This is a genomic window from Actomonas aquatica (genome assembly GCF_019679435.2).
GTDB classification, from domain to species: domain Bacteria; phylum Verrucomicrobiota; class Verrucomicrobiia; order Opitutales; family Opitutaceae; genus Actomonas; species Actomonas aquatica.
This window is the reverse complement of record NZ_CP139781.1, coordinates 5204592-5228063: the sequence shown is the minus strand read 5'-3', so window position 1 is coordinate 5228063 and position 23472 is coordinate 5204592. Positions and strand designations below refer to the sequence as shown.

15 protein-coding genes are annotated in these 23472 nt (G+C 66.6%); 13 read left to right on the top strand and 2 right to left on the bottom strand.

Going from position 1 to position 23472, the window contains the following annotated elements; genetic code table 11:
• Positions 1–76 precede the first annotated feature (76 nt).
• The 13 genes from K1X11_RS19960 to K1X11_RS19900 all read left to right on the top strand — a co-directional run bounded on the left by K1X11_RS19960 (position 77) and on the right by K1X11_RS19900 (position 20737).
• On the top strand, positions 77–3340 hold the full coding sequence (locus tag K1X11_RS19960; RefSeq protein ID WP_221029489.1) for a DUF5060 domain-containing protein: 3264 nt from the start codon (positions 77–79) through the stop codon (positions 3338–3340).
• Between the two features lie 141 nt (positions 3341–3481).
• Positions 3482–4330: a carboxylating nicotinate-nucleotide diphosphorylase gene (gene nadC / locus K1X11_RS19955; RefSeq protein WP_425503837.1), complete on the top strand. Its 849-nt coding sequence runs from the start codon at positions 3482–3484 to the stop codon at positions 4328–4330.
• Positions 4327–5316 carry a biotin--[acetyl-CoA-carboxylase] ligase gene (locus K1X11_RS19950; RefSeq protein ID WP_221029491.1) on the top strand — a complete coding sequence of 330 codons (990 nt, stop codon included), beginning with the start codon at positions 4327–4329 and terminating at the stop codon, positions 5314–5316. Before nadC ends, K1X11_RS19950 begins: the two co-directional genes overlap by 4 nt.
• A gap of 79 nt (positions 5317–5395) precedes the next feature.
• The gene (locus K1X11_RS19945) at positions 5396–6163 is read left to right on the top strand and encodes a type III pantothenate kinase (protein ID WP_221029492.1); all 768 of its coding nucleotides are present in this window, start codon (positions 5396–5398) and stop codon (positions 6161–6163) included.
• A gap of 40 nt (positions 6164–6203) precedes the next feature.
• Complete coding sequence (locus K1X11_RS19940; RefSeq protein WP_221029493.1) at positions 6204–6413, top strand: type II toxin-antitoxin system VapB family antitoxin; 210 nt, start codon at positions 6204–6206, stop codon at positions 6411–6413.
• 3 nt (positions 6414–6416) lie between these two features.
• A complete protein-coding gene (locus K1X11_RS19935) occupies positions 6417–6788 on the top strand; it encodes a PIN domain-containing protein (protein ID WP_221029494.1) in 372 nt (123 codons plus the stop codon).
• 38 nt (positions 6789–6826) lie between these two features.
• The gene (locus K1X11_RS19930; protein WP_221029495.1) at positions 6827–7825 is read left to right on the top strand and encodes an ABC transporter ATP-binding protein; all 999 of its coding nucleotides are present in this window, start codon (positions 6827–6829) and stop codon (positions 7823–7825) included.
• Between the two features lie 96 nt (positions 7826–7921).
• A complete protein-coding gene (locus K1X11_RS19925) occupies positions 7922–8683 on the top strand; it encodes an ABC transporter permease (RefSeq protein WP_221029496.1) in 762 nt (253 codons plus the stop codon).
• A gap of 13 nt (positions 8684–8696) precedes the next feature.
• Positions 8697–10208: a GldG family protein gene (locus tag K1X11_RS19920; RefSeq protein WP_221029497.1), complete on the top strand. Its 1512-nt coding sequence runs from the start codon at positions 8697–8699 to the stop codon at positions 10206–10208.
• A gap of 121 nt (positions 10209–10329) precedes the next feature.
• On the top strand, positions 10330–12465 hold the full coding sequence (locus tag K1X11_RS19915) for a DUF4340 domain-containing protein (RefSeq protein WP_221029498.1): 2136 nt from the start codon (positions 10330–10332) through the stop codon (positions 12463–12465).
• A 21-nt stretch (positions 12466–12486) separates the two neighbouring features.
• Entirely contained in the window at positions 12487–15342 is a 2856-nt protein-coding gene (locus tag K1X11_RS19910) for an AsmA-like C-terminal region-containing protein (RefSeq protein WP_221029499.1), read from the top strand.
• Positions 15343–15432: 90 nt separating this feature from the next.
• Complete coding sequence (locus tag K1X11_RS19905; protein ID WP_221029500.1) at positions 15433–19377, top strand: ATP-binding protein; 3945 nt, start codon at positions 15433–15435, stop codon at positions 19375–19377.
• 238 nt (positions 19378–19615) lie between these two features.
• The gene (locus K1X11_RS19900) at positions 19616–20737 is read left to right on the top strand and encodes a LacI family DNA-binding transcriptional regulator (RefSeq protein WP_221029501.1); all 1122 of its coding nucleotides are present in this window, start codon (positions 19616–19618) and stop codon (positions 20735–20737) included.
• Between the two features lie 48 nt (positions 20738–20785).
• Here the strand turns inward: K1X11_RS19900 and K1X11_RS19895 are convergent, their stop codons facing one another.
• Both K1X11_RS19895 and K1X11_RS19890 read right to left on the bottom strand, forming a co-directional pair.
• A complete protein-coding gene (locus K1X11_RS19895; RefSeq protein WP_221029502.1) occupies positions 20786–21901 on the bottom strand; it encodes a sulfatase-like hydrolase/transferase in 1116 nt (371 codons plus the stop codon).
• Positions 21902–22050: 149 nt separating this feature from the next.
• Positions 22051–23469, bottom strand: a complete 1419-nt coding sequence (locus K1X11_RS19890) for a hypothetical protein (protein ID WP_221029503.1) — start codon at positions 23467–23469, stop codon at positions 22051–22053.
• Positions 23470–23472 lie beyond the last annotated feature (3 nt).

The window sequence follows — 23472 nt, the reverse complement described above, 5'->3', positions numbered from 1 at the left end:
CCCGCCGCGCCCGCCCCATGCAACCCTTGCTCCCGTTGCCGTTCAGCCTTCTGCTCGACCTCCCCCCAGCTCCGTGATGATCGACCTTCACTCCCTCCTCCGCGCCACCCGCCTGCTGCCCCTGCTTGCCGTCGCCGCCCTGCCCGCTTCCTTGCGCGCGTCCTCCGCCCCCATCGCCCCACCCGACCTCATTTTTGCCGAGCAAAACGGCGTCGTCGCCGTCGAGGCCGAACACTTCATCGCCCAGGACCTCACCCAGACCCGCGCCTTCCACCTCGTTTCCACCATCAACGATCCCGGCGTGCGGCCCGACCCCGACCCCAATCACGCCACCTCCGCCAGCGGCCGCGCCTACGTTGAGGTCCTTCCCGACACGCTCACCACCGACGACGAACCCGCGACCGAGGGTATCAACATCTCCAATACGCCCGGCCAACACGCCGTGCTCAGCTATCGCGTCCGCTTCAGCCGCGGCGGCCGTTATTATTTCTGGGCCCGCCACTATGCCACCGGCACGGCCGACAACTCCGTTCACGTCGGCCTCAACGGCGAGTGGCCCGAGAGCGGCCGCCGTTGGCAGTCCCTCCGCCGCAACGCCTGGGTCTGGGACTGCAAACAGCGCACCTCCCAGGTCCCCGCCGGCGAACCCTATTCCAGCTACCTCGACATCCCCGGCCCCGGCGACCACCTCATCCAAATCTCCATGCACGAGGACGGCTTCGAACTCGACAAGTGGGTCCTCGCCCGCGGCGTCGTGTTTGAACCCGACGGCGAGGGTCCCACGCCCGTCATCGCCGAAGGCTCCGCCCCGCCGCCCTTCCCCGTCGCCGCCCGCGCCGCCGCTGCCCGCGAAACCGCTTACGGCACCACCCTGCCCTTCCCCGCCCGCTGGGGCGAACCGCCCCCAGTGCAGACCCGCGACCTGCGCCCGCTGCCCGCCGGCTTCGGCTCCGGTTCCAGCACCCTCGCCCGCTGGATCGAACAACAGCTCGCCACCGATCACGCTCGCGAAGCCGCTGGCACCCTCCTGCCCGCCGCCGCCTTTGAGTTCCCGCCCCCCGGCTTCGAACTCAGCGACGACGAGGCCTTCGCCGGCCTGCCTGCCGACGGCCCCCGCACCGCCTCCGCCTTCATCAACCCACCCGTGTCCGGCGGTCGTTTTCATATCACCCTCCACACCGTCGGCAGCGACACCACGCCGGCGACCTACGAACTCTACGTCGGCGGACGCCACATCGGCGCCTTCGAGCCGCCCCTCGCCTTCGAACCCACCGCCGAGGGCCCCGCCTTCAATCGCCTCTGGGAGTTCGTCGAAATCAACGACGGCGAAGCCATCGAACTGCGCGCCACCGTCGGGTCCTCCGACGCCGATGCCCCCGCAGCCGCGGCCGCCGCTCGCTGGTCTCGCCTCGTGCTCACGCCCGTCGACTACGACCCCACGCGCCCCCCGCCGCCCGCCGTTCCCGGCGTCAGCTCCGCCACCTACACCCGCGCCTCATCCAACGCCGAAGGTGCCAGCGCCAACGTCCTCGCCCGCGCCCCCAATGGCGACGGCGCCATCACCGTATCCGGAGAACGGTTACAGTGGCACACCGTCACCCTCGACCTCGACGGCCCCTTCGCCCACGAGGACGACGTTGCCCCCAATCCCTTCAGCGACCTCGCCTTCAACGTCACCTTTACCCACGCCTCCGGCAGCCCGCGCTACACCGTGCCGGGCTTCTTTGCCGCCGATGGCCACGCCGCCGAATCCAGCGCCACCTCCGGCCGCACCTGGCGGGCCCACTTCACGCCCGACGTGCCCGGCGACTGGACCTACGTGGTCTCCTTCGAACGCGGTCCGCACGCCGCCACCTACCACGGCGGCAATCCCGTCGCGCCCTACCACGGCCTGAGCGGCGTGCTCTCCATCGCGCCCACCGACAAAGCCGCCCCCGACTTCCGCGCCCGCGGTCGCCTCACCTACACCGGCGAGCGTTACCTGCGCTTCGCCGGCGACGGCCGCCCCTGGCTCAAGGCCGGACCGGACGCCCCTGAAACGTTTCTCGCTTACACCGGCTTCGACAATACCACCGCCGGCCGCGAGCAGGTGCCGCTTAAATCCTGGACCGCCCACCTGCGCGACTGGCAACGCGGCGACCCAACCTGGCGCGATGGTCGCGGCCGCGGCATCATTGGCGCGCTCAACTACCTCGCCGCCCAGGGCCTCAACACTGTGTCGTTCCTCACCTACAATGCCGGCGGCGACGGCGACAACGTGTGGCCCTTCGTCGACCGCAACGACAAGCTCCACTACGACGTCTCCAAACTCGCCCAGTGGGACCTCGTCTTCACCCACGCCCAGCGCCTTGGCCTGCACCTGCACTTCAAACTGCAGGAAACCGAAATCGACGACCAGCGCGCCACGCACCTCCGCACCGCCACCACCATCCCCGAGGCCATGGACGGCGGCGACACCGGCCCGGAACGCCGCCTTTATTTCCGCGAGTTGATCGCCCGCTTCGGCCACCACCTCGCCCTCACCTGGAACTTCGGCGAGGAGAACACCCAGACCTACGAAGAGCAGATCGCCATGCTCAACTACGTCGCCTCCATCGATCCCTACCAACACCACCGCGTGCTGCACACGTATCCACACCAGCAGGACGAGGTCTATACGCCCCTGCTCGGCGACCGCTCCAAACTCACCGGCATCTCTCTCCAAAACGCCTGGGATACCGTGCACGAACGCACCGCCCACTGGCTCGCCGCCAGCGCCGCCACCGGACACACCTGGGTCGTGGCCAACGACGAGCAGGGCTCCGCCGCCGTCGGCGTGCCGGCCGACCCCGGTTACGAGGGCCAGGACGGCGTCGCCACCACCGCCGACGGGGTCCAATACGATCTCCACGACATCCGCGCCCTCACCCTCTGGGGCAACCTCATGGCCGGCGGCGCCGGGGTGGAGTATTACTTCGGTTACCAACAACCGCAGAACGACCTGCAATGTGAGGACTACCGCAGCCGCACCCGCTCGTGGACCTACGCCCGCCTCGCCCTCGAGTTCTTCCGCGCCCTCCCCGTCGACCTCGCCACCCTCCTGCCCGCCGACCAGCTCGCCGGCGTCGACTGGTGCCTCGCCGCCCCCGGCGAGCTCTACGTCGTCTACCTACCGCGCGGCGGTGAAGCCACCCTCGACCTGACCAACGCCCCCGGCACCTACGCCGTCGAGTGGTTCGACCCGCGCACCGGCGACCGCTTCCCCGCCAACCCCGTCACCGGCGGCGCCCCCGTCTCCCTCGGCACCGCCCCCGACCTCCCCACCGCAGACTGGGCCCTCACCCTCACCCGAATGGAATAACCCATTCTCGCCTTCGCCTTTTCAGCATTTCAGCTTTTAGCGTTTTAGCTTTTCCCGCTCATGTCCGCCCTCTTCGACTCCCTGTTACACCGCCTCACGTGGGCCGACCTCGATGTCGCCTACCTGCGGCGTCTCGTCGAGATGGCCCGCGACGAGGACTTGGCCGGTCTCGGCCTCAATCAACGCCCCGCCGAGGCCGGTGACTTTTCCACCGGCAGCATCGCCAGCGCCCCGCGCACCAGCACCGCTCACCTCACCGCCCGCCAGGACCTCACCGTCAGCGGCCTGCCCCTGCTGAGCCTCATCCTCTCGACCTACCGCTCCGAGACGTCGGGTCCGGCCGAGGTCCAACTGCGCACCCACGACGGTGCCCGCCTCTCCTGCGGCGATGTGCTCGCCACCTTCACCGGCGATCCGCGCACCCTGCTCGCCGCCGAACGCATCGCGCTCAACTTCGTCCAACGCCTCTCCGGCATCGCCACGCTCACCCGCCGCTACGTCGACGCCCTCGGCGAGGGCCGCACCCGCCTGCTCGACACCCGCAAAACCACCCCCGGTTACCGCATGCTCGAAAAATACGCCGTGGCCTGCGGCGGCGGCTGGAACCATCGCCTCGGTCTCTTCGACCGCGTGATGCTCAAGGACAACCACCTCGCCCTGCTCGGCTCCACCGACGACCTCGCCGGCGCCGTCAACCGCGCCCGCCAGCACGCCCCCAAGCTGCCTGTCGAAGTGGAAGTCGATCGCCTCGATCAGATCCCGCCCGTGCTCACCGCCGGCGCCGACGTCATCCTGCTCGACAACTTTACGCCCGACCAACTCCGCGAAGCCGTTGCCCTCATCAAAGGCCGCGCCCTCACCGAAGCCTCCGGCGGCATCACTCTCGAAACGCTGCCCGCCCTCGCCGGCCTGGGCCTCGATTTCGTTTCGACCGGCGCCCTCGTCCACCAAAGCACCTGGGTCGACATCGGTCTCGATTGGAAGCAATGAAAACCGCCCACGCCGATCTCACCATCATCCGCACGCTCCTCGATGCGGGTGACGACTTTGTCTCTGGCAGCAGTCTGGCCGACACCCTCGGACTCTCCCGCGTCGCCATCTGGCAGCACATGGAAAAGCTGCGCGAACAAGGCTTCGCCTTCGAGGCCGTGCGCTCCCGCGGCTACCGCCTCACCGCCAAACCCACCACGCTCAACGCCCTGCTCATCGAAGCCCGCCTGCCCGCCGCCGCCCGCTGCACCCTCGTCGCCCTCGACACCGTCGACAGCACCAACGACGAAGCCATGCGCCGCGCCGCCCTGGGCGAAGCCACCCCGCTCGTCGTCATTGCCCGCGAGCAGACCCGTGGCCGCGGACGCATGGGCCGCACCTGGGTCTCCGAGCCGAACGGCAACCTCTACCTCACCTTCGCGCTGCGCCCCGAAGTCCCGCCGGAGCGCCTCGCCACCATCACGCCTTGGGTCGGCGTCAACCTCTGCGCCCTGTTCTCCAACTACGGCAAGGTCGACGCCCGCATCAAGTGGCCCAACGACATCCTCATCAACGGCCGCAAAGCCGGCGGCATCCTCACCGAAGCCCGCATCGACGCCGACCGCATTCGCGACCTCGTCATCGGCTGCGGCCTCAACCTCACGCCCCCCGCCGGCGGCTGGCAGGGCGAACTCGCCGAACGCGCCATCTCCATCGGCGAAGCCGCCGCCGCTCCGGTGGACCTCAACCACTTCGCCGCCGCCGTGATCAGCCGCGTGCTCACCGCCTGTCGCACCTTTCAGGACGGCGATTGCAGCGCCGAACTCGCGGCCCAGTGGCAACGCTACGACGCCCTCGTCGACCGCACCATCACGCTCCTGCACGGTCGCGAAGAAATCACCGGCATCGCCGCCGGTATCGACACCGACGGCTCCCTCCTCCTCCGCGTCAACGGCGGCGCCCCCCAACGCTTCCGCGCCGGCGAAGTCACGATTGCCAAAAAGTAACAAGTCCCAGGTGACCAAGTAACAAGAGACCTGCCCCCGCCGCTTGATACTTGTCCCCTTGATACCTGCCACTTCACCCATGCTCGCCTGTATCGACATCGGCAATACACACACCCACTTCGGCTTCTGCACGCCCGGAGGGCTGTCCGCGGCCACCGACACCGGTGAGGTAAAAACCGCCTCCCTCGAAGCGCTCCTGCCGCTGCTGGAGACCCGACGCGCCGAGCTCACCGCCATCGCTTTTTGCAGCGTCGTGCCGGCTGCGGTGCCGCGCCTGCGCACTGCGCTCGTCGCCCTCGATCTGCCGCTCTGGCAACTCACTCACGAGGTGAAGCTCGGGGTCGACATCACCTACCCGCGCCCGGCCGAGATCGGCCAAGACCGCCTCGCCAACGCCGCCGGCGCCGCCGCGCTCGGCCCCCTGCCCGCCGTCGTCATCGACCTCGGCACCGCCGTCACCTTCGACATCGTCACCGACCGCGGCGGCTACGAAGGCGGCATCATCACCCCCGGCCCCTCGCTCATGACGCGCTACCTGCATGAGCACACCGCCCAGTTGCCGCTCGTCGAGGACGTCACTTCACCGGTCACCTCGGCCATCGGTAAGTCCACCGTCGAAGCCATGCGCATCGGCGCCGTGCTCGGTTTCACCGGCCTCATGCAAGCCTGTCTCGATGGCGTGGAAGGCGACCTCACCGCCGCCGGCGAACCGACGGCCCGCGTCATCACCTGCGGCGGCGCCTACGCCCTCGTGCGCAACCGCCTCCGCCAGCCCACCACCGACATCCCCGACCTGACCCTCCGCGGCCTCGCCGCCGCCTGGGCACTGAATCAGGGTTCCGGGTAATGCAGTTGAAATATTACACAATTAGCCCATTACGTAATCCATGAAGACCACCTTCGATATTCCCGAAGACACCTTTGCGGAACTCATGCAGCGCACCAAGGCCCAGACCAAACGTGAGGCCGTGCTCATGGCCATCGAAGACTACAACCGGCGACAACGTCTCGCTGCCGCCGCCGATCTGGCTGGCACCTTCGACGCATTTATGGATCAGGACGATCTCAAGCGCGTGCGTGAAGACCGCTCGGCCTGAAATATGACGATTATCGACACCTCCGCTTGGATCGAGATGCTGCGCCCCACTGGCGACCCTCAGGTTCGTCGTGAGGTGGTGGAGCTGATTCAATCCGGCGAAGCCCGCCTCATCCCTCCGGTGGCGCTGGAGCTCTGGAACGGCGCACGGGGCGAAAAAGAAAAACGCGGATTGGCTCAAATTGAGGCCGCTTTGGATGCACTTCCGGTCACAACTGCGGTCTGGAAGGAGAGCTACGCCTTGGCCCGGCGTGCCCGCGCCGCGGGTTTGACCAGTCCGGCCATCGATTTGCTCATCCAAGCCACCGCCCGTCACCACGGCGCCCGGCTGCTCTCCACCGACGCTCATATCGCCGCGTTGCAAGCGCTGGGTTGATTTGGTCTCTTCCCTGCCTCCTCTTTTCTGATTCCCGCATGTCCGACTCCTCCCCCGCCATCGTTGTTGATAATCTGGTAAAGACCTTCGCGGGTATGACCGCGGTCAACCACATCAGCTTCAACGTCGCCCAGGGCGAGATCCTCGGCTTTCTCGGCCCCAACGGCGCCGGCAAATCCACCACCATGCGCATCCTCACCGGCTTCCTGCCGGCCACCTCGGGGAACGTGCAAATCTGTGGCCATTCCGTCGCCAGCGAAACCGGCGCCATCAAACGCCTCATCGGCTACATGCCGGAAAACAATCCGCTGCCCGAGGACATGCGCGTGGTCGAATACCTCTACTACCGCGGCCGCCTCAAGGAGATGCCCCGCAGCAAACTTGGCGCCCGCATCGATGAGCTCCTCGAACTCTGCGACCTCAAACGCGTCCGCCACCGCATCATCGGCAAACTCTCCAAGGGCTTCCGCCAACGCGTCGGCATTGCCGAAGCCATCCTCGCCGAGCCGCCCGTCATCATCATGGACGAGCCGACCATCGGCCTCGACCCGCACCAGATCCTCATCGTCCGCGACCTCATCGCCCGCCTCCGCGGCCGCATGACCGTCATCATCTCCTCCCACATCCTGCCCGAGATCGAGATGACCTGCGACCGCGTGCTCATCATCAACCAGGGCCGCGTCGTCGCCGCCGGTGAACCCGCTGCCCTCAAACGCGAGATCCTCGGCCGCTCCCGCTATCAACTCGACCTCGCCGGCGAAAGCGCCGACCTCGCCGCCGCCCTCGCCGCGATCGACCCGTCCCTGCAAATCATCTCCGAGGGTTCACCCGACCAAGACGGCTTCCGCGCCTTTGAACTCTCCGTCGAACACGACTCCGACTGCAGTGAGGTGTTGCTCAAAACCCTCGCCACGGACGACCGCTTCCGCCTCCGCGGCCTCAGTCGCGCCCAGCCCACCCTCGAAGACGTCTTCCTCGCCGCCACCAAACGCAGCTGGGACATCGTGGATCGGCCAGCGGCCGATCCAAAAAGCTGAAATCGGAAACGCTAAAATGCTAAAACCCAGCATCCTTCCCGTGCCCCCTTTCCTGTTTTCAGCGTTTCAGCTTTTCAGCCTTTCAGCGTTTTAAAAATGCGTCACTTCCTGACCATCCTCGGCCACGAGATCCGCATGCTGCTGGTGAGTCCCAGCACCTACATTGCTGCGGTCATCTTCCTCGCCTTCATGGGGTTCATCTTCTCGGGCATCCTCGCCGAATACGCCGCCGCCCCGCAGGAGGTCTCACCGGCCGTCGCCTTCTTTGAACTCTTCTGGGTGCCGGTGATCTTCATCATTCCGCTGCTCACCATGAAGAGCATCTCCGAGGAACGCCGCCTCGGCACCCTCGAGACCCTGCTCACCACCCCCATCTCCACCACCGAAGTCGTGCTCGGCAAATACGGCGCCGCCTACTTCCTCTACTTCAGCCTCTGGAGCGCCACCGCCGGTTTCTTCTACATCCTGCACCGCTTCACCCACGACGCCTTCCTGCTCGATACCGGTCCGCTCTTTGGCGGCTACATCTTCATCGCCGTCTCCGGTCTCTTCTTCGTCGCCGTCGGCATCTTTGCCTCCTCGCTTTCCCGCAACCAGGCCGTCGCCGGCATCCTCGGCGTGGTCATGCTCTTTGGCCTAATCATCGGCACCCAGTTGCTGTCCGGCCTCAACGCCCTCGACCTCGAAATCTTTGCCCCGCTCAAAGAGGGCGTCGCCTACGCGCACGTCTTCACCCACCTCGACGACTTCAGTCGCGGCATCATCGACGCCCGCCAACTGCTGTTCTACCTGAGCGGCACCACCCTCACTCTCATCTTCAGCATCCTCGGCCTCGAGGCCAAGTTGCTGCACAGCTGATCGACCACCCGGCATGAGCGACGCTCCTTCCAACGCCTTCGCCAAAGCCCGCTGGCTGCGTTCCACCAACCTGCTGCTGCAGGCCATCCTCTTCGTCACCTTCTTCGGCGGACTCAACTACCTCGCCCTGCATCACGGCGGCCGTTGGGACCTCACCAACCACCGCCGCCACACCCTCTCCGAGGAAACCCTCGCCTACCTGCGCGACCTCGAGCAGCCCGTGCGTTTCGTTGTCACCGTCGACCCCAACAACACCAACGACGACCTCACCCAATTTCACCGCGACGTGCGCGGCCTGCTGCGCGAATACGTCAACGCCACTGCCGGCAAAACCTCCGCCTCCGGTCCCGCCGGCAAGGTCACCTTCGAGGAACTCGACATCTATCGCGACCAACGCATCGCCCAAAGCCTCGGCATCGATCAGGCCAACGTCGTCATCGCCCTCGCCAACGACCGGCGCAAAATCATCACCCTGCCCGAATTCTACGAGACCAAGGACCGCGTCGCCGTCGCCTTCAAGGGCGAGCAGGTCGTCACCTCCGCCATCCTCAGCGTCTCCTCGCCCGACCAGCCGCACGTGTATTTCCTCGCCGGTCACGGTGAGATGCAGCCCGGCGTCGTGGACGCCGAGCGTGGTCTGTCCGTCTTCGCCGACCAACTCCGCCTGCGCAACCTGCAGGTGAGCGTCATCGATCTCACCCAAAACAAAGCCGTGCCCGATGACGCCTCCCTCGTCGTCATCGCCGCCCCCCAGGGCCGTTACGATCCCTTCGAGGTGGAGCTGCTGCGCCGCTACCTCAGCGACCGCGCCGGCCGCGTGATCATCCTCCTGCCGCCCGTCGTCCGCCACGGTCTCGACGACCTGCTCTACGACTGGGGTCTCGTCGCCGACGACGTCATCATCGCCGAGCCCGATCCGGCCCACGTCACCGAACGCAACGAGCTGCGCATCGCCGCCTTTTGGCCGCACCCGATCACCCAGCCGCTCATCGACAACCAGTTCGCCCTCTACCTCGGCCTCACCCGGGTCGTGCGCCCCGACCCCGGTCGCCCGCTCGACAATTCCCTGCGCGCCACCGTGCTCGCCGCGACCTCCGAAACCGCTTGGGGCGAGCGCGATTACCGCCAACGCGACGGCACCTACAACCCCGGCGTCGATCTCAAAGGTCTCGCCGGCTTCGAACCCAAAAACCGCCTCGGCGTCGTCGTCTCCTCCGAACGCATCACGCCGCCCAAGAACCTGCCCTTCAGCGTGCCCGGCGGTCGCCTCGTCCTCTTCGGCAACGCCGACTTCGCCGCCAACGCCCACCTCGCCGCTCCCGGCAACCTCGCCATCCTGCTCAACGCCGTCGAGTGGTGCGTCGATCGCGACGTTCAGCTCAACACCCTGCCGCGCCCCATCGAGCGCTATCAAATCAACCTCAGCCAGGCCGAGCTCGGCAAACTCCGCATCAGCCTGCTCTTCATCCTCCCCGGCCTCGCCGCCATCTTCGGCCTCGTCGTCTACTGGACCCGCCGCTCCTGAAAAATCTGAAATGCTGAAAACTGAAACGCTGAAACGCTGAAACTCTCCCAGCTGCTGAGGGCGCGGACGCCTCCCCCTTTCAGCATTTCAGCGTTTTAGCGTTTCAGCTTTTGCCCTCCAAATGCGCACCAAAGTCACGCTCATCCTCGTTTTCCTCAACGTCGCCCTGTTCTTCTTCATCTTCGGCTTCGAACGCAAATGGCGCACCGAAGAGAATGCCCGCGACGCCCGCCGCCTCGTGCTCGGTCCGGAAACCGCCAACATCCAATTCCTCGAGCTCACCGGCCCCTCCGTCGCTGACCCCATCCGCCTCGAACGCGACGGCGACAGCTGGCGCATCACCGCGCCCTACGAGTGGCCCGCCAATCCCTTTGCCGTCGAGCGCATCATCAAAGAACTCCAGTTCCTCGAACACGAAACCTCCTACGACGTCGCCAACCTCGGCTCCACCGGCCTCTCCCTCGCCGACTACCACCTCGACGCCCCTCCCCTCACCGTCACCTTCGGCACCCTGCCGCCCCGCGACGACGATCCGACCGCCGCCACCGCTACGCTCACGACCGCGCCCGTCTCCCTCGCCATCGGCAACAAAACCGCCATCGGCAACCGTCTCTACGTGCTCTCGCCCGACGGCTCCCGCGTCCACGTGGTTTCCCAAACCCTCGCCGACGCCCTTTCCGTCGGGCTCGAAGACCTCCGCGCCGACACCTGTTTCACCATTCCCGACTTCGAGGTCCGCTCCCTCAACATTCAGGCCGCCGGTCCCGCCAATGCCCGCGTGCGCATCCGCCGCGAGAGCTCCATCCTCTGGGCCTTCGAATCTCCCATCGTGACGCGTGCCGATCCCGGCACCACGCGCACCACCATCAACGCCCTCAACGCTCTCAACACGCTCGAGTTCATCGGCGACCCCGCCCGTCACCCCGAGCGCGCCGCAGCCGCTGGCACCAACACCCCTTCGCTGCGCATCACGCTCGAAGGCAACAACCGCCGCGAAACCCTGCTCCTCGGCAACCCCCTCGGCGACACCGCCGTGCCCGAGGGTGCCGCCACCGCCCCCGACATCGCCTACTACGCCCGCATGGAAAATCGCGCCGCGCTCTTCACCGTGGCCATGCCCGCCGCCCTGCTCGAAAACCTGCTCAACGCCCAGCGCCTGCTCCGCGACCCGCTCGTCCTCGACCTCGCCGACCGGCAGATCGATTCGCTCACCCTCTCCGACAACGAGGGACACGAGGTCGTGCTCCAACGCGTCGACGGCGGTGCCGCGTCGACCAACGCCCTCACCACCGCTTCCAGCTGGCAAGTCGTGCAGCGCGCCGCCGATGGTTCCCTGCGCACCCAGCCCGCTTCCACCTCCGTGATTGAAGACCAACTGCTTCGCGACCTGCGCAACCTGCGCGCCGAACGCTACGGCGAGGTGCCCGCCTTCGTCCGCGATGTGCCCACCGAAGCCCAGTTGGAGGACTGGGGCCTCAACCGCCCCCAACGCACCATCGCGATCAACTTCAGCACACCGGCGGCCGGCGCACTGGCCAACGACAATCCCACCCTGCTCATCGGCACCGACCAAACCGGCGACCACACCTACGCCACCTTGCGTAACCAGACCTTCGTCTACTCGGTGCGGCCCGACATCCTCGCCTCCACCCCGGTCGATCCCCTGCACTACCGGCAACGCCTCCTCCGCGACCTCCCCGTCGGCGCCCGCATCACCGGCCTGACCCTGCGCGATCTGAGCAACAACGCCGTGCTTTACCAACGTGAACTCCGCGAGGGCGAATCGTGGGAACAGGTCTTCGCCAACCTCCCCGGCCCCCGCGGCCCCGCCCTCACCACCCTCCGCAACGAGGTGCGCACCCTGCGCGCTCAACGCTTCGTCCAGGACGGGTTCCCCAACACCATCACCGTCAACGGCGAAGAGCGCGGCTGGCGCTTCCGCCTCGATGTGAAGCTTTCCCTCACCGGGGACGTCGGCAACCAGGTCTCCGACTCCACGCTCTTCTTCGCCGACCGCGACGGCGGCAATCAACAGCTCGTCGGCTCCCCCGCCTTCGACGTTGTTTTCGCCGCCACCCAACCGCTCATCGACGCCATCTGGACTCTCAGTTACGCCGAGCGTGACCCCGGCCCGATCGAATTCACCACACCGCCCTCCGGCACGCCCAGTTCCGACTCGGATGACGAAGACGATAACGCTTCCGAGACCACCGCCGAGCCGACCACCGCCCCGGCCACGCCTCCTCCCGGTCGCTGAGCCCGCGGCGCCCTGTGCACCATGCCTCCGCCTAGATGGCTTAAACTCTGCCGGGAAGGATCCCGTTGGTGTGGTCATGGCACGCTGACCGCCGCGCTGTGGTCGCTCTGGCTGCTGCTCGGCATCGGCCTCGGCATCCAGTGCTTCATCCTCTCCTCGCGCGAACTCACCGTGCCGCGTTTTCTCCTGCGCGAGATCGAAACCCGCCTCGCCGCCTCCGGCCTCGAAGTGAGCTTCGGCGGCGCCACCTTCGACCCCGGCGGCCATGTCCTCCTGCGCGAAGCCCGCGTCAACCTCAGCGCACTCGATGAGACCATTCTCGAGGCCGATGCCATCTACCTGGAGCTCAACCCGCTCACCCTCTGGTTCCGCCACGTCGACCTCCAACGACTGCGCATCGACGGCGCCGACCTGCTCATCCCCGCCGCCCTCTCGCCCTCCGGCACCCGCGCCCCGCTCGTGCAGGACCTCAATCTCACCCTGCGCCCGGGCGACGAGCCGCGGCTCTGGCACCTCGATCAACTCACCGCCCACGCCGGACCGCTGCCGCTCGACCTCTCCGGCGCGTTTTACCTGCCGCCCAGCCAGGGTCTCCCGGTGGACCAACTCATTTCCACGATCACCCGGCACTACCTCGACACCTGCCGGCTCGCCGCCCGTTATCTGCCGCAACTGCCGCCGCACCAACGGCCTCACCTCTCCCTCCACTTCAAGCCCGATCCCGAGCGGCTCGCCTTCGTCACCGCCCAATTCCGCTTCGACCAGCTGGAACTGCCCGCCGGCCCCGCAGCCCCCACTCCGATCCAACTGCACGGCCTCACGGCCACCACCACCTTCGATTTCGATCCCGCCGCGCGCCTCCGCACCATCGATCTCACCGTCAACTCCATCCAGCTGCCCCACGAGGTCACCGTCCAAGGGGTGCGCAGTTCACTGGAGTCCATGGTGGCGCTCGCTCCCCTGCGCTTCGAACCGCGCCTGCTCGACCTCTCCGCCGCCACCGTATCATCATCTCAACTACAGCTGAGCGGCACCTCCGTGCGCGCCGGCGTCGCCACCCTGCCCCAGGTGCAGGCGCTGCTCCACACCCAGCTCGCCGGCCATCCCCTCGAAGCCACCATCGACCTCGATGTCACCACCCGCGCCGGCCGCATCCGCTTCGCCACCGCGCTCGACGCCTCCCTGCTCGAGATTGCCGGCCACCAGCTGAACTTCGATGTGCCCGCCCTGCTCAGCTGGGCGGAACCGCCGGAACTCTCCGTCGACCTCAACCTCGCCGCCGGCGGCCGCCCCCTGCAGGCCACCGCCTCCTTCCGCACCGGTCCGGTCACCGCCCGCCGTGTTGATCTCGACGCCACCGCCGCCCGCGTCACCTGGTCGGGCACGAGCCTGCGCGCCGACGAGATTCTCCTGCTGCGCGGCGCCAGCCGCGCCACGGGTAGTTACGAGATGGATACCAAATCCCTCGACTTCCGCTTCCTGCTCCAGGGCCGCCTCGAACCGGCCGATATCAACGGCTGGTTCCGCGACTGGTGGCCCAACTTATGGTCCAATTTTCAATTTCCCGTCGCGCCGCCCGACGCCAACGTGGAGGTGAGCGGACGTTGGAAAAAACCCCTGCTCACCCGCGTCTGGGTGCAGGCCCGCGGCGACGACGCCGTGGTCAAGGATATCGCCCTCGACCACATGAACACCCGCCTCTTCGTGCGCCCGGGCTGGGCCGATGTGCTCGACTTCCACGCCATCCGCCCCGTCGGCGAGGTGCGGGGCAGCTTCAGCCGCGCCTGGAAACTGCCCCGCGGCACCCGCTGGACGCGCTTCGAAGTGCATGCCGAGGGCACCTCCGATCTCGATCCCCTGCCCAAACTCCTGGGCGATCTCGGCACCGCCATCGCCGAACCGTTCTCGCTCGAAGACACCGTCGACGTCCGCCTCGATGCCCTCATCTCGCGTGACGATTGGGGCACTACCCCGACGGTCGACGTGACCGTCGACGGGCACACCAGCGGCGCCTGGACCTTTTTTGATTTCCCGCTGCAAGGCGCTGAGTTTTCCGCCCACCAAACCGACGAGCGCCTGCTCATCGACCCCTTCAGCGCCGGTGCCACCGGTGGCGCCCTCAATGGTCGCATCGAGGTCGCCCGCGACCCGACCGACGACTCCCGTCAGATCGCCTTCGACCTCAACCTCTCGCACGCCCACCTCGGCCAAACCATCCGCGCGGTCGAAACCTGGTCGGCCCGCCGGCGCGGCGAAGAACCCAAGCCCGAGAGCGATTTCCAGCAACGCATCGCCGAAGGCGCGCTCAACCTGTCGCTCTCCGCCGTGGGGCCGGCCGGCGACCCCTACGCCTACCAAGGCCAGGGGGCCGTCACCATCGAGGAGGGCAATCTCGGCGAGCTCAAACTCCTCGGCCCCCTCTCCACGTTGCTCGGTAGCAGCCTGCTCAATTTCTCCAAACTCCAGCTCGACAACGCCTACGGTGACTTCCTCGTCGATGGTCGGGTGGTGGATTTTGATGCCATCAAACTCACCGGCGCGCGCGGCGCCATCGACGGCGACGGCAAATACTACCTCGATACCCGCAATCTCGATTTCCTCACCCGCGTGCGTCCCTTCGAGGGCGGCCGTGGCCGAATCCTCGACACCGTCTTCACTCCTCTTACCCATGCCCTCGAGGTGAAACTCGGCGGGAAACTCAACGAGCCGGCCTGGACCTTTGTATATGGTCCCACCAACTTCCTGCGCGCCCTCACCGGTTCCGGCCCCACCGCGGCCGAACCGAGTCCCGCCCAGTCGAGCCCCCCCACCGAAACCGCTACCCCGCCCCAGGTTGAATCGCCGGTCGAGTCCCCCGATCCATCCCCCGACAGCTGAGGCATTTCCCGCCGAAATCCCCGTAATTTCCCTACCGGAAACAACATTGCCCCCCCGCCAGCTTTGCCTCTTCGTGAGGTGGATTCCCTAATGGTCCAATCCTCTAAAGCCCTCAGCGATGTGTGGCCCAAGCGTGCGTGCCTCCTCTTGGCCGGTTGCTTGGTGGCTGTGTGCCTTTTCCCGCTGCTGGGCTGGTTGTTGCAGATTCCTGCCTTTATCACGCTGGGCTCGGACTCCGCTCCCATTCAGGGCAACACCACCCTCATCGCCTTCCTGTTGGGCGCCATCCTGCTCGCCATCGAAGTCGGCTATCGCCGTGCCGCATGGCTCAGCCTGCTGCCTGTCACCATCGCAGCGCTTACGCTCCTCCAGGAGTTCACCGGTCGCAGCATCGGGATCGACCACCTCCTCTTTGACCCGCTGCCCGGCAGCGACGGCGGCCTGACGCTGCCGGTCTCGACCAGCCTACTGCTCGCCAGCCTGCTGGTCACCTCCCTCGTCTTCTCGCGCCTCAGCCAGCGGCTCACGCTGCTCTTCGCGCTCGTCGCCTCCGCCGTCGTCTCCGTCGGCGCGGCGACCTTGCTCGGCTACGCCCTAGACCTGTCCTCCGTTTACCGCTGGGGCTCCGGCGACGTCACACCGCATTTCTCGGCTTGGGTAATCGTGCTGCTCGGCGCCGCCCTGCTCGCTCGCGCCTGGCGTGAACACACCCTCGATGAATCCAGCGCACCGGTGTGGTTGCCCCTCCCCGTGGTGGTTGGATCCGCCACGCTCACCGTCATCCTCTACCTCGGCCTCGAGCAGCAAGAGATCGTGCGTCTGCGCGACACCACTTGGCGGATCAACAACACCATCATCACCAACCTCGAGGACCAGATCTCCCGTCAGGCCACCGCCTTGGAGGACTTTGCCGACGGTTGGTCCAACCCCGCCAAAACCGCCGTCGTGCGCGGCGTCGAAGCCGGTAGCTACCTCACCGATTTTCCCGCTGGCATGGCCGTCATGCTCGTCGGCACCGAAATCACGCATCCCACCCGCGAGTTTTACCCGATCGACGGCAACGAACACCTCGCCGGTTACCATCACGCCGACGACCCTGCCCGCGCCGCCGCCATCGCCCGGGCCCTCGCACCGCCTCGCCAAGTCACCGTCTCTGGCACCGTTGACATTCTGCCCGACAATCCCGGCTACGCCATCTACGCCCCTATCGAACGCGATGGCCGCATCTGGAACTTCCTCAACGCCGACTTCATTTACAGCCACGTGCTGGGCGAGATCTTCGAGGCGACGCCCAACCTCAATCGGGATTACCTCGCGATCATTTCGATCAGCAACACCACCATCTTCGATACGACCGGCGGCAGCCCCCTGACCGACAGCATCATCACCCGCCGCGGCGGCGACGATCGGGTCATCGACTTCCGCGACCGCCGCATGCGTTTCACCCTCGTGCTCAAGGAAGCCGCCTTCGCCAACGAACGCCGCAACCTGCCCGAGCTCGCTGGCGCCGCCGGCCTCATCGTGACCTTGCTGCTGGGTGTTTCCGTTCACCTCGCCCGCACCGCCTACACCCTGCTGCGCACCGCCGAACTCTCCAACCGCCGCCTCGTCGCCGAAAACGAAGAACGTCGCCGCGTGGAAGCCATGTTGAAGGTGTCGGACGAACGTCTGCGCCTCGCCCTCGACTCCACCCAGATCGGCATCTTCGAATGGTCGCTGCCGTCCAACCAGCTTTACTACAGCCCGGGTCTGTGGGCCATGCTCGACTACTCCCCCGGCGAGATCGCCAACTCCCCGGGCGCCTGGACCGCCCTCATCCACGAAGACGATCTCCCCGGCTACCGCGAGGCCGTGGAACGCCAACTCGCCGGCGACGAAACCTTCATCGATCCCGAGTATCGCCTCCGCACCGGCAAGGGCGAATGGCGCTGGATCTACACCCGAGCCAAAACCGTCGCCCGCGCCTCCTCCGGCACCCCGCAGCGCATCATCGGCACCCTGCAGGACATCACCGAACGCAAAGCCGCCGAGGCCGCCCTGCGCGAATCCCAGGCCGCCACCCGCAAACTCTCCCTCGTCGCCGCCCGCACCGATAACATGGTGCTCATCACCTCGCCCATGGGAGCGGTGGAGTGGATCAACGAATCCTTCACCCGGGTGATGGAATACGAACTCGACGAGATCCGCGGCCGCACCCCCGAAACCTTCATGGCCGGACCCGATACCAAGCCCCGCACCATCCGTCACATTCGTGTGGCCATGGCCAAAGGCGTCGGCGTCACCACCGAGGTCGTCAACTACTCCAAGTCGGGCCGCAAGTTCCACATCCACCTCGAGGTCCAACCCGTCCGCAACGAGCAGGGCCAGGTCGAGACCTTCATCGCCATCCTCGCCGACATCACCACCCGCGTCGAAACCGAGCACGCCCTGCGCCGCGCCAAAGCCGAGGCCGACCACGCCTCCCGCGCCAAGTCCGAGTTCCTCGCCTCGATGTCCCACGAAATCCGCACCCCCATGAACGGCGTCATCGGCATGACCAGCCTGCTCATGGACACCAAGCTCGACCCCGAGCAACGCGACTTCGTCAACACCATCCGCACCTCCGGCGAAGCCCTGCTCACCATCATCAACGACATCCTCGACTTCTCCAAAATCGAGTCGGGCAAGATGGAGCTGGAGCACCTGCCCTTTGACCTCACCACCTGCGTCGAGGAGGCCCTCGACCTCTTCGCCATGCAGGCCGCGGCCAAACACCTCGACCTCGCCTACCACGTCGAAGAAGACGTCCCCGGCTGGATCATGGGCGACATCACCCGTCTGCGGCAGGTCTTGGTCAACCTCGTCAACAACGCCGTCAAATTCACCGCCTCCGGCGCCATCACCATCACCGTGCGCCGCAAACACCTTTCGGTGGTGCCGGGCGGTCAGGACCGCATCATGCTCGAGGTCACGGTGCAGGACACCGGCATCGGCATCCCCTCGGAACGGGTCAACCGCCTCTTCAAGCCCTTCAGCCAGATCGACTCCTCCACCACCCGCAAATACGGTGGCACGGGTCTCGGCCTCGCCATCTGTCACCGCCTCACCCAGCTCATGGGCGGCAACATTCACGTCGAAAGCACCCAGGGCGAAGGCTCCCGCTTCATCTTCACCCTGCGCACCGAAGCCGCGCACCCGATCAACATCGAAGCGCTGCCCGCCGCGCCCACTTCCTTGAAAAAGCACCCGGTGCTAGGCATCGAGGACAACGCGGTCGGCCAGCAACGCCTTTCCACGTTCTTTCAACAGTGGAAGATCGACTACCTTCCCGCCACCGATGCCACCGCCGCAGTCGCCGCCGCCCACGCTCCCGAAGCCCCGGGCCTCGTGCTGCTCGACGACGACGTGCTGGAATCACCGACCGCCCCGGATCTGCTCCAAGCCATCAACCGGCGCTCTCTGCCCACGTTGTTGCTGCTCACCCCCGGTCGCCCGGTGCCCGACGAGCTTAGCGCCAAACCCTACGTCCTTTCGCTCAAGAAGCCGCTCAAGACCAGCACCCTGTTGCGCGGCGTCCACACCCTCTTCCGCGCCACCGATCAATCGCTCCCGCCCATCGAAGCCCCGGCCAAACGTCGCATCCTCGCCGAGGAGTTCCCTCTCGATGTGCTGCTGGTCGAGGACAACATGGTGAACCAAAAGGTCGCCCTGCGCTTCCTCGATCGCCTCGGCTACCGCGCCGATTGCGTCGGCAACGGCCTCGAAGCCGTCCAAGCTTTGGAAGACCGTGACTTTGATCTGGTGTTGATGGACTTGCAGATGCCGGAAATGGACGGCTTCGAAGCCTCCCGCGAAATACGCCGCAAGTTCCCCCGCGAACGTCAGCCCAAGATCGTCGCCCTCACCGCCAACGCCCTCCAAGGCGACCGCGATGTGTGTCTCGAAGCCGGCATGGATGATTACATCACCAAGCCCGTAAAGCTGCACGAACTCAGCGAAGTCATTCGCCGTCAGTTCACCGCCCACTCCGAAGAGAGCGAACTCCCCACCGCCTAAACTGAGCCCCCGGCTCAGCCTCTTTCTCTTTCCTCTTTATCTTTCTCTTTATCCCCGTCCCCAGCGGATACCGAGAAAAGCCCCGCGAGCCGCGCCTCGCGCATCCCGCATCCCGCATCCCGGATCCCGGATCCCGGATCCCGTATCCCGGATCCCGTATCCCGCATCCCGCATCCCGTTAACATACATCGATGCTTGTTACGCGTTAAACTCCGGCTAGTTTTCGCAGCCCTTCCCCATGCGTCGTCATTCCCAAACCCCTTCCCTCGGCACCATCGCCGAAGCCGCCGGCGTTTCCCGGGCGGCCGTGTCCATGGCCCTGCGCAACCACCCGCGCATCCCGGTCTCCACTCGCGAACGCATCCAAAAAATCGCCAACGAGCTCGGCTGGCGCCCCAATCCGCTCCTCGCCGAAGCGATGAGCGCCATTCGCGCCGGCCAACCCACCACCGACCGCATCACCCTCGCCTGGGTCACCTCCGATCACCGCCGCGACGGTTGGCGCGTCGGCCCGTTTATGGGTCGCTGCTGGGAGGGCGCCGAGGAACGCGCCGAACGCGCTGGCTACCGCCTCGAACACTTCTGGTTGGGCGACGTCGGCGGCAACGCGACCCGCCTCTCCGAAATCCTCTACAACCGCGGCATCAACGGCGTGATCATCGCCCCCCTCTACGAACCCGGCACCCTCGCCATGCAATGGCCGCGCTTCGCCGCCGCCACCATCGCCTACACCCTCACCGAACCGCGCCTCCATCGCGCCAACGACAACCACAGCGCCGCCGCCCGCGTCTGCGTGGCCCGCCTCCACGCCGCCGGTCGCCGCCGCATCGGCCTCGCCCTCGCCGCCCGCCTCGACCACCGCGTCGCCGACCAATGGACCGGCGGATACCTGCTCGAAACCTTCGCCGAAGGCATTGGGAACGACGCCCTCCTCCATCGTCCCTACGACCTCGATCCTAAGAGCTTCCTCGCCTGGGTCGAGCTGGCCCAACCCGATGCGATCATCAGCACCGAACCGCGCATCCTCGAATGGCTGGCCGAAGCCAAAATCAACGTCCCCACCGACATCGCCTACTGCTCGCTCGACCTCGCCAAAGACGACGGCGCCGTCGCCGGCATTTACCAGGACGCCCATGGCATCGGTGCCGCCGCCGTCGACCTCGTCGCCGGTCAGCTTCTGCGCCACGAACGCGGCCTGCCCCAAAAGCCCAAAACCACTGTCATCGACGGCCGTTGGATCGACGGCGCCACCGCCCCCGTGGTGCCCGAAGGCCTCGACCACGCCCTCCTGCGTAAAACCGCCCACCTCCTCGTCAACACCGGCCCCTTCGGCACCACCCACCCCGTCGCCTACGACTGAACTATCAGGAGTGTAGCAGCGGCCGTCTCGGCCGCTCCACCCTGCCTCTCAGTCTTCCCCCAGCACCCACTCGGCTCCACCTTCCGCCCAAACCCGCTTCTCCGTCGCCGACCGCCACCCCGACCACACCCGGTCACACTGATCGGCCAACGGCACCACGCAGGGCATCGAAATCGGCGCGCGCTCCCGCGCACAGCTCCACGCCTCCCCATCGGCCCACGCCCGCGTCATCGCGGGTAGATCGAGCAACGACACCGGCCCATCGTTCACGCCACGTGCCCCCGGCGCCCCGCGCACCACCAGGGGCACCCGCGCACTCTCTTCGTGCGGCCAACCTTTGCGAAACAACCCGTGCGCCCCGTGCATGTCGCCATGCACCGAAGTGACGACCACGATCGCGTCCTCCGGCAACGTCGCGACCAACCGCCCGATCGCCCGATCCGTCGCCTCGATGTGCGCGTAATACCCCGCCAACTCCCGTCGCGCCCGCTCCGCCGCCGCTGTCGGCACGTTGTCCGCCAACACCACCTCCTCCGGCGCCATCGGTTTCACGCCCGCCGCCGGCGCGGCATACGGCGGATGCGGCGCTTCCAAACTCACCGCCGCAAACCACGGCGCCTCGGCCGCTTCGCGATCCGCCAACCATGCCGCCGCCCGTTCGCCCAGCACGTCGCTTTGATACCCCGACACCTGCACCGGCTCCGGCAAACGCGTGCCGTGCAACCACGGATCATTGAGCAAAAACCCACTCTCAAATCCTTCCCAAAAACCAAAGCCGCCGCGCGCTGTATCCGGCACGATCATACGCGCATGCGCGTCGCCCACCAGCGGCGCATTGCGATCACGCTCCGCCAAGTGCCACTTGCCAAACCACGCCGTAACATAACCGCGCTCATTCATGTCGTGCGCGATCGTGCGCGCTCCACTCGGCAACGGATCCCAATAATCCGCCAAGCCATTCTCCGGCGACGTTACGCCTGTAAGCATCGCCGCCCGCGCAAAGGGCCCAAACGGATGCGGCGTGGTCGCCTGCTGATAGTCGCAACCGTCGGCCGCCAAGGCCAACACGTCGAGGTGCGGCGTGCGCGCATTCACATCGCCCATCGCCGCGCGCGCCTGCGCCCGCCATTGCGTGGTCACGATCCATAGGATGTTAGGCCTCATCACGACAACCTCCTATGTAGGGCCGGCGCTCGCGCCGCGCCGCCCCTGCCTCTCCGTCCCCCCGTGCACATGCGGCACGCCGCAAGCGGCGGCCCTACAACTCCACCGTTCTCACCAGCAGCATCTGCGCTCATCTCGCCCATCACCGATCAACGATCGCGGCTCTCCGCCAGCGCCTCCATGCGCTCCAGCAATCCTTCCAGATTTTGCCCGCTGGTATCACCGGTGCGGATCGTGCCCGCCGCCGAAATCTCATCGACCATCGCGCACAAATCCGACGTCACCATCACGCCTAACAACTCACCGGTTTTGGACAGCACGAGGTCGCCTCGACTCGGCGAATAGTCGCCCGCCAGCCGCCGAATCAACCGGTTGTCCATGCGCACATAACCCGGCAGGTCCGACTCCAATTTAAACGGCACTTCGCCATAACCTTCGCCGCCCTTGCTAATGAGCACCGCCTCCGGAAACCGGAAGGGAACGATCGTCATATCGTAAATCTTCACCCCCAGTGCCGTCGCCTGTGACGCCTCCACCGGAATCGCCACGATGCGCGGATCTCGATTGATGAAATGCAACGCCGGGGCCGCCGCCCGCACCCCGTCCTTGGCCAGGGTCACAAACACCCGCGCCCACTGCGAAGCCGGCTCCTCAAAATTGAACGGCGTGTCCTCCACATGCATGATCGCGTAGATCGCTTCCCCGTCGCGCACCAGGATCGTGCGCGCCACCGCGTTGCGGGTCAGCTCGTTGCCAAACACATTGATCCGCGCCGCGTTGAACTGCGCCGGCACGCGGTTGAGCAGGAAATCGCTGAACAGGATGTTGGCGTTGATCGGCCGGTTCTCGCGGATCTCCTGCGTGATCGCCTCGGACCGCTCCGCCAGCGCGCCCACGCCCTGCGCGAGCTGGGTGGTCGTCTCCTGCACCTTGATGCGCTCCTCGCGCTCCTTCTCCGCCTGCTCGCGAAAGGTCTGCGCCGTCTCGCGCAACAGCGTTTTCTCCTGCTCCGCCACGGCCACCGCGACGTTGAGCTGTTGCACCTGCGCTTCCGCCGCCGCCTTCTCTTCCGCCAACTGCGCGGCCTGCGCGGCCGTCTGCGCGGCTTCGTTTTCCTTGGCCTCCAAGTCACGTTGCAACTGCTCCACTCTCGCTCGTGACGCCGCCGCTTCGCCCGCTGCACTCTCGGCGCGTTGGCGCAACTCTGCCGCGGTGCGCTGCGTCTCGGCCAAATCCGCCGACAGCGTCGCCCGCTCCGCCTGCAGGGCGTTGCGCGCCGCTTCGAGTTCCTGCAGCGCCCGTTCCCGCTCCGCCAGTTCGACCGCGCGGGCTTCAAGTTGGGCCGCCATGTCGGCTTCCATCGCCGCCTGCTCCGCCTGCTGATCCTCGAAGGACAACTGCATGAGCTCGACCACGTCATCGGCCGCCGTGACGGCGCCTTCGTCGGCCTCGACCGGACCAGCCGTTTGCTCCACCGGACGCTCCGGCTCCGCCGTCTCCCAGCGCGTGAGCGCCAGCAGCGTGAGCAACAGGAAGTCGCAGAGGATGAGTAAGAGGGTGCGATTCATCGC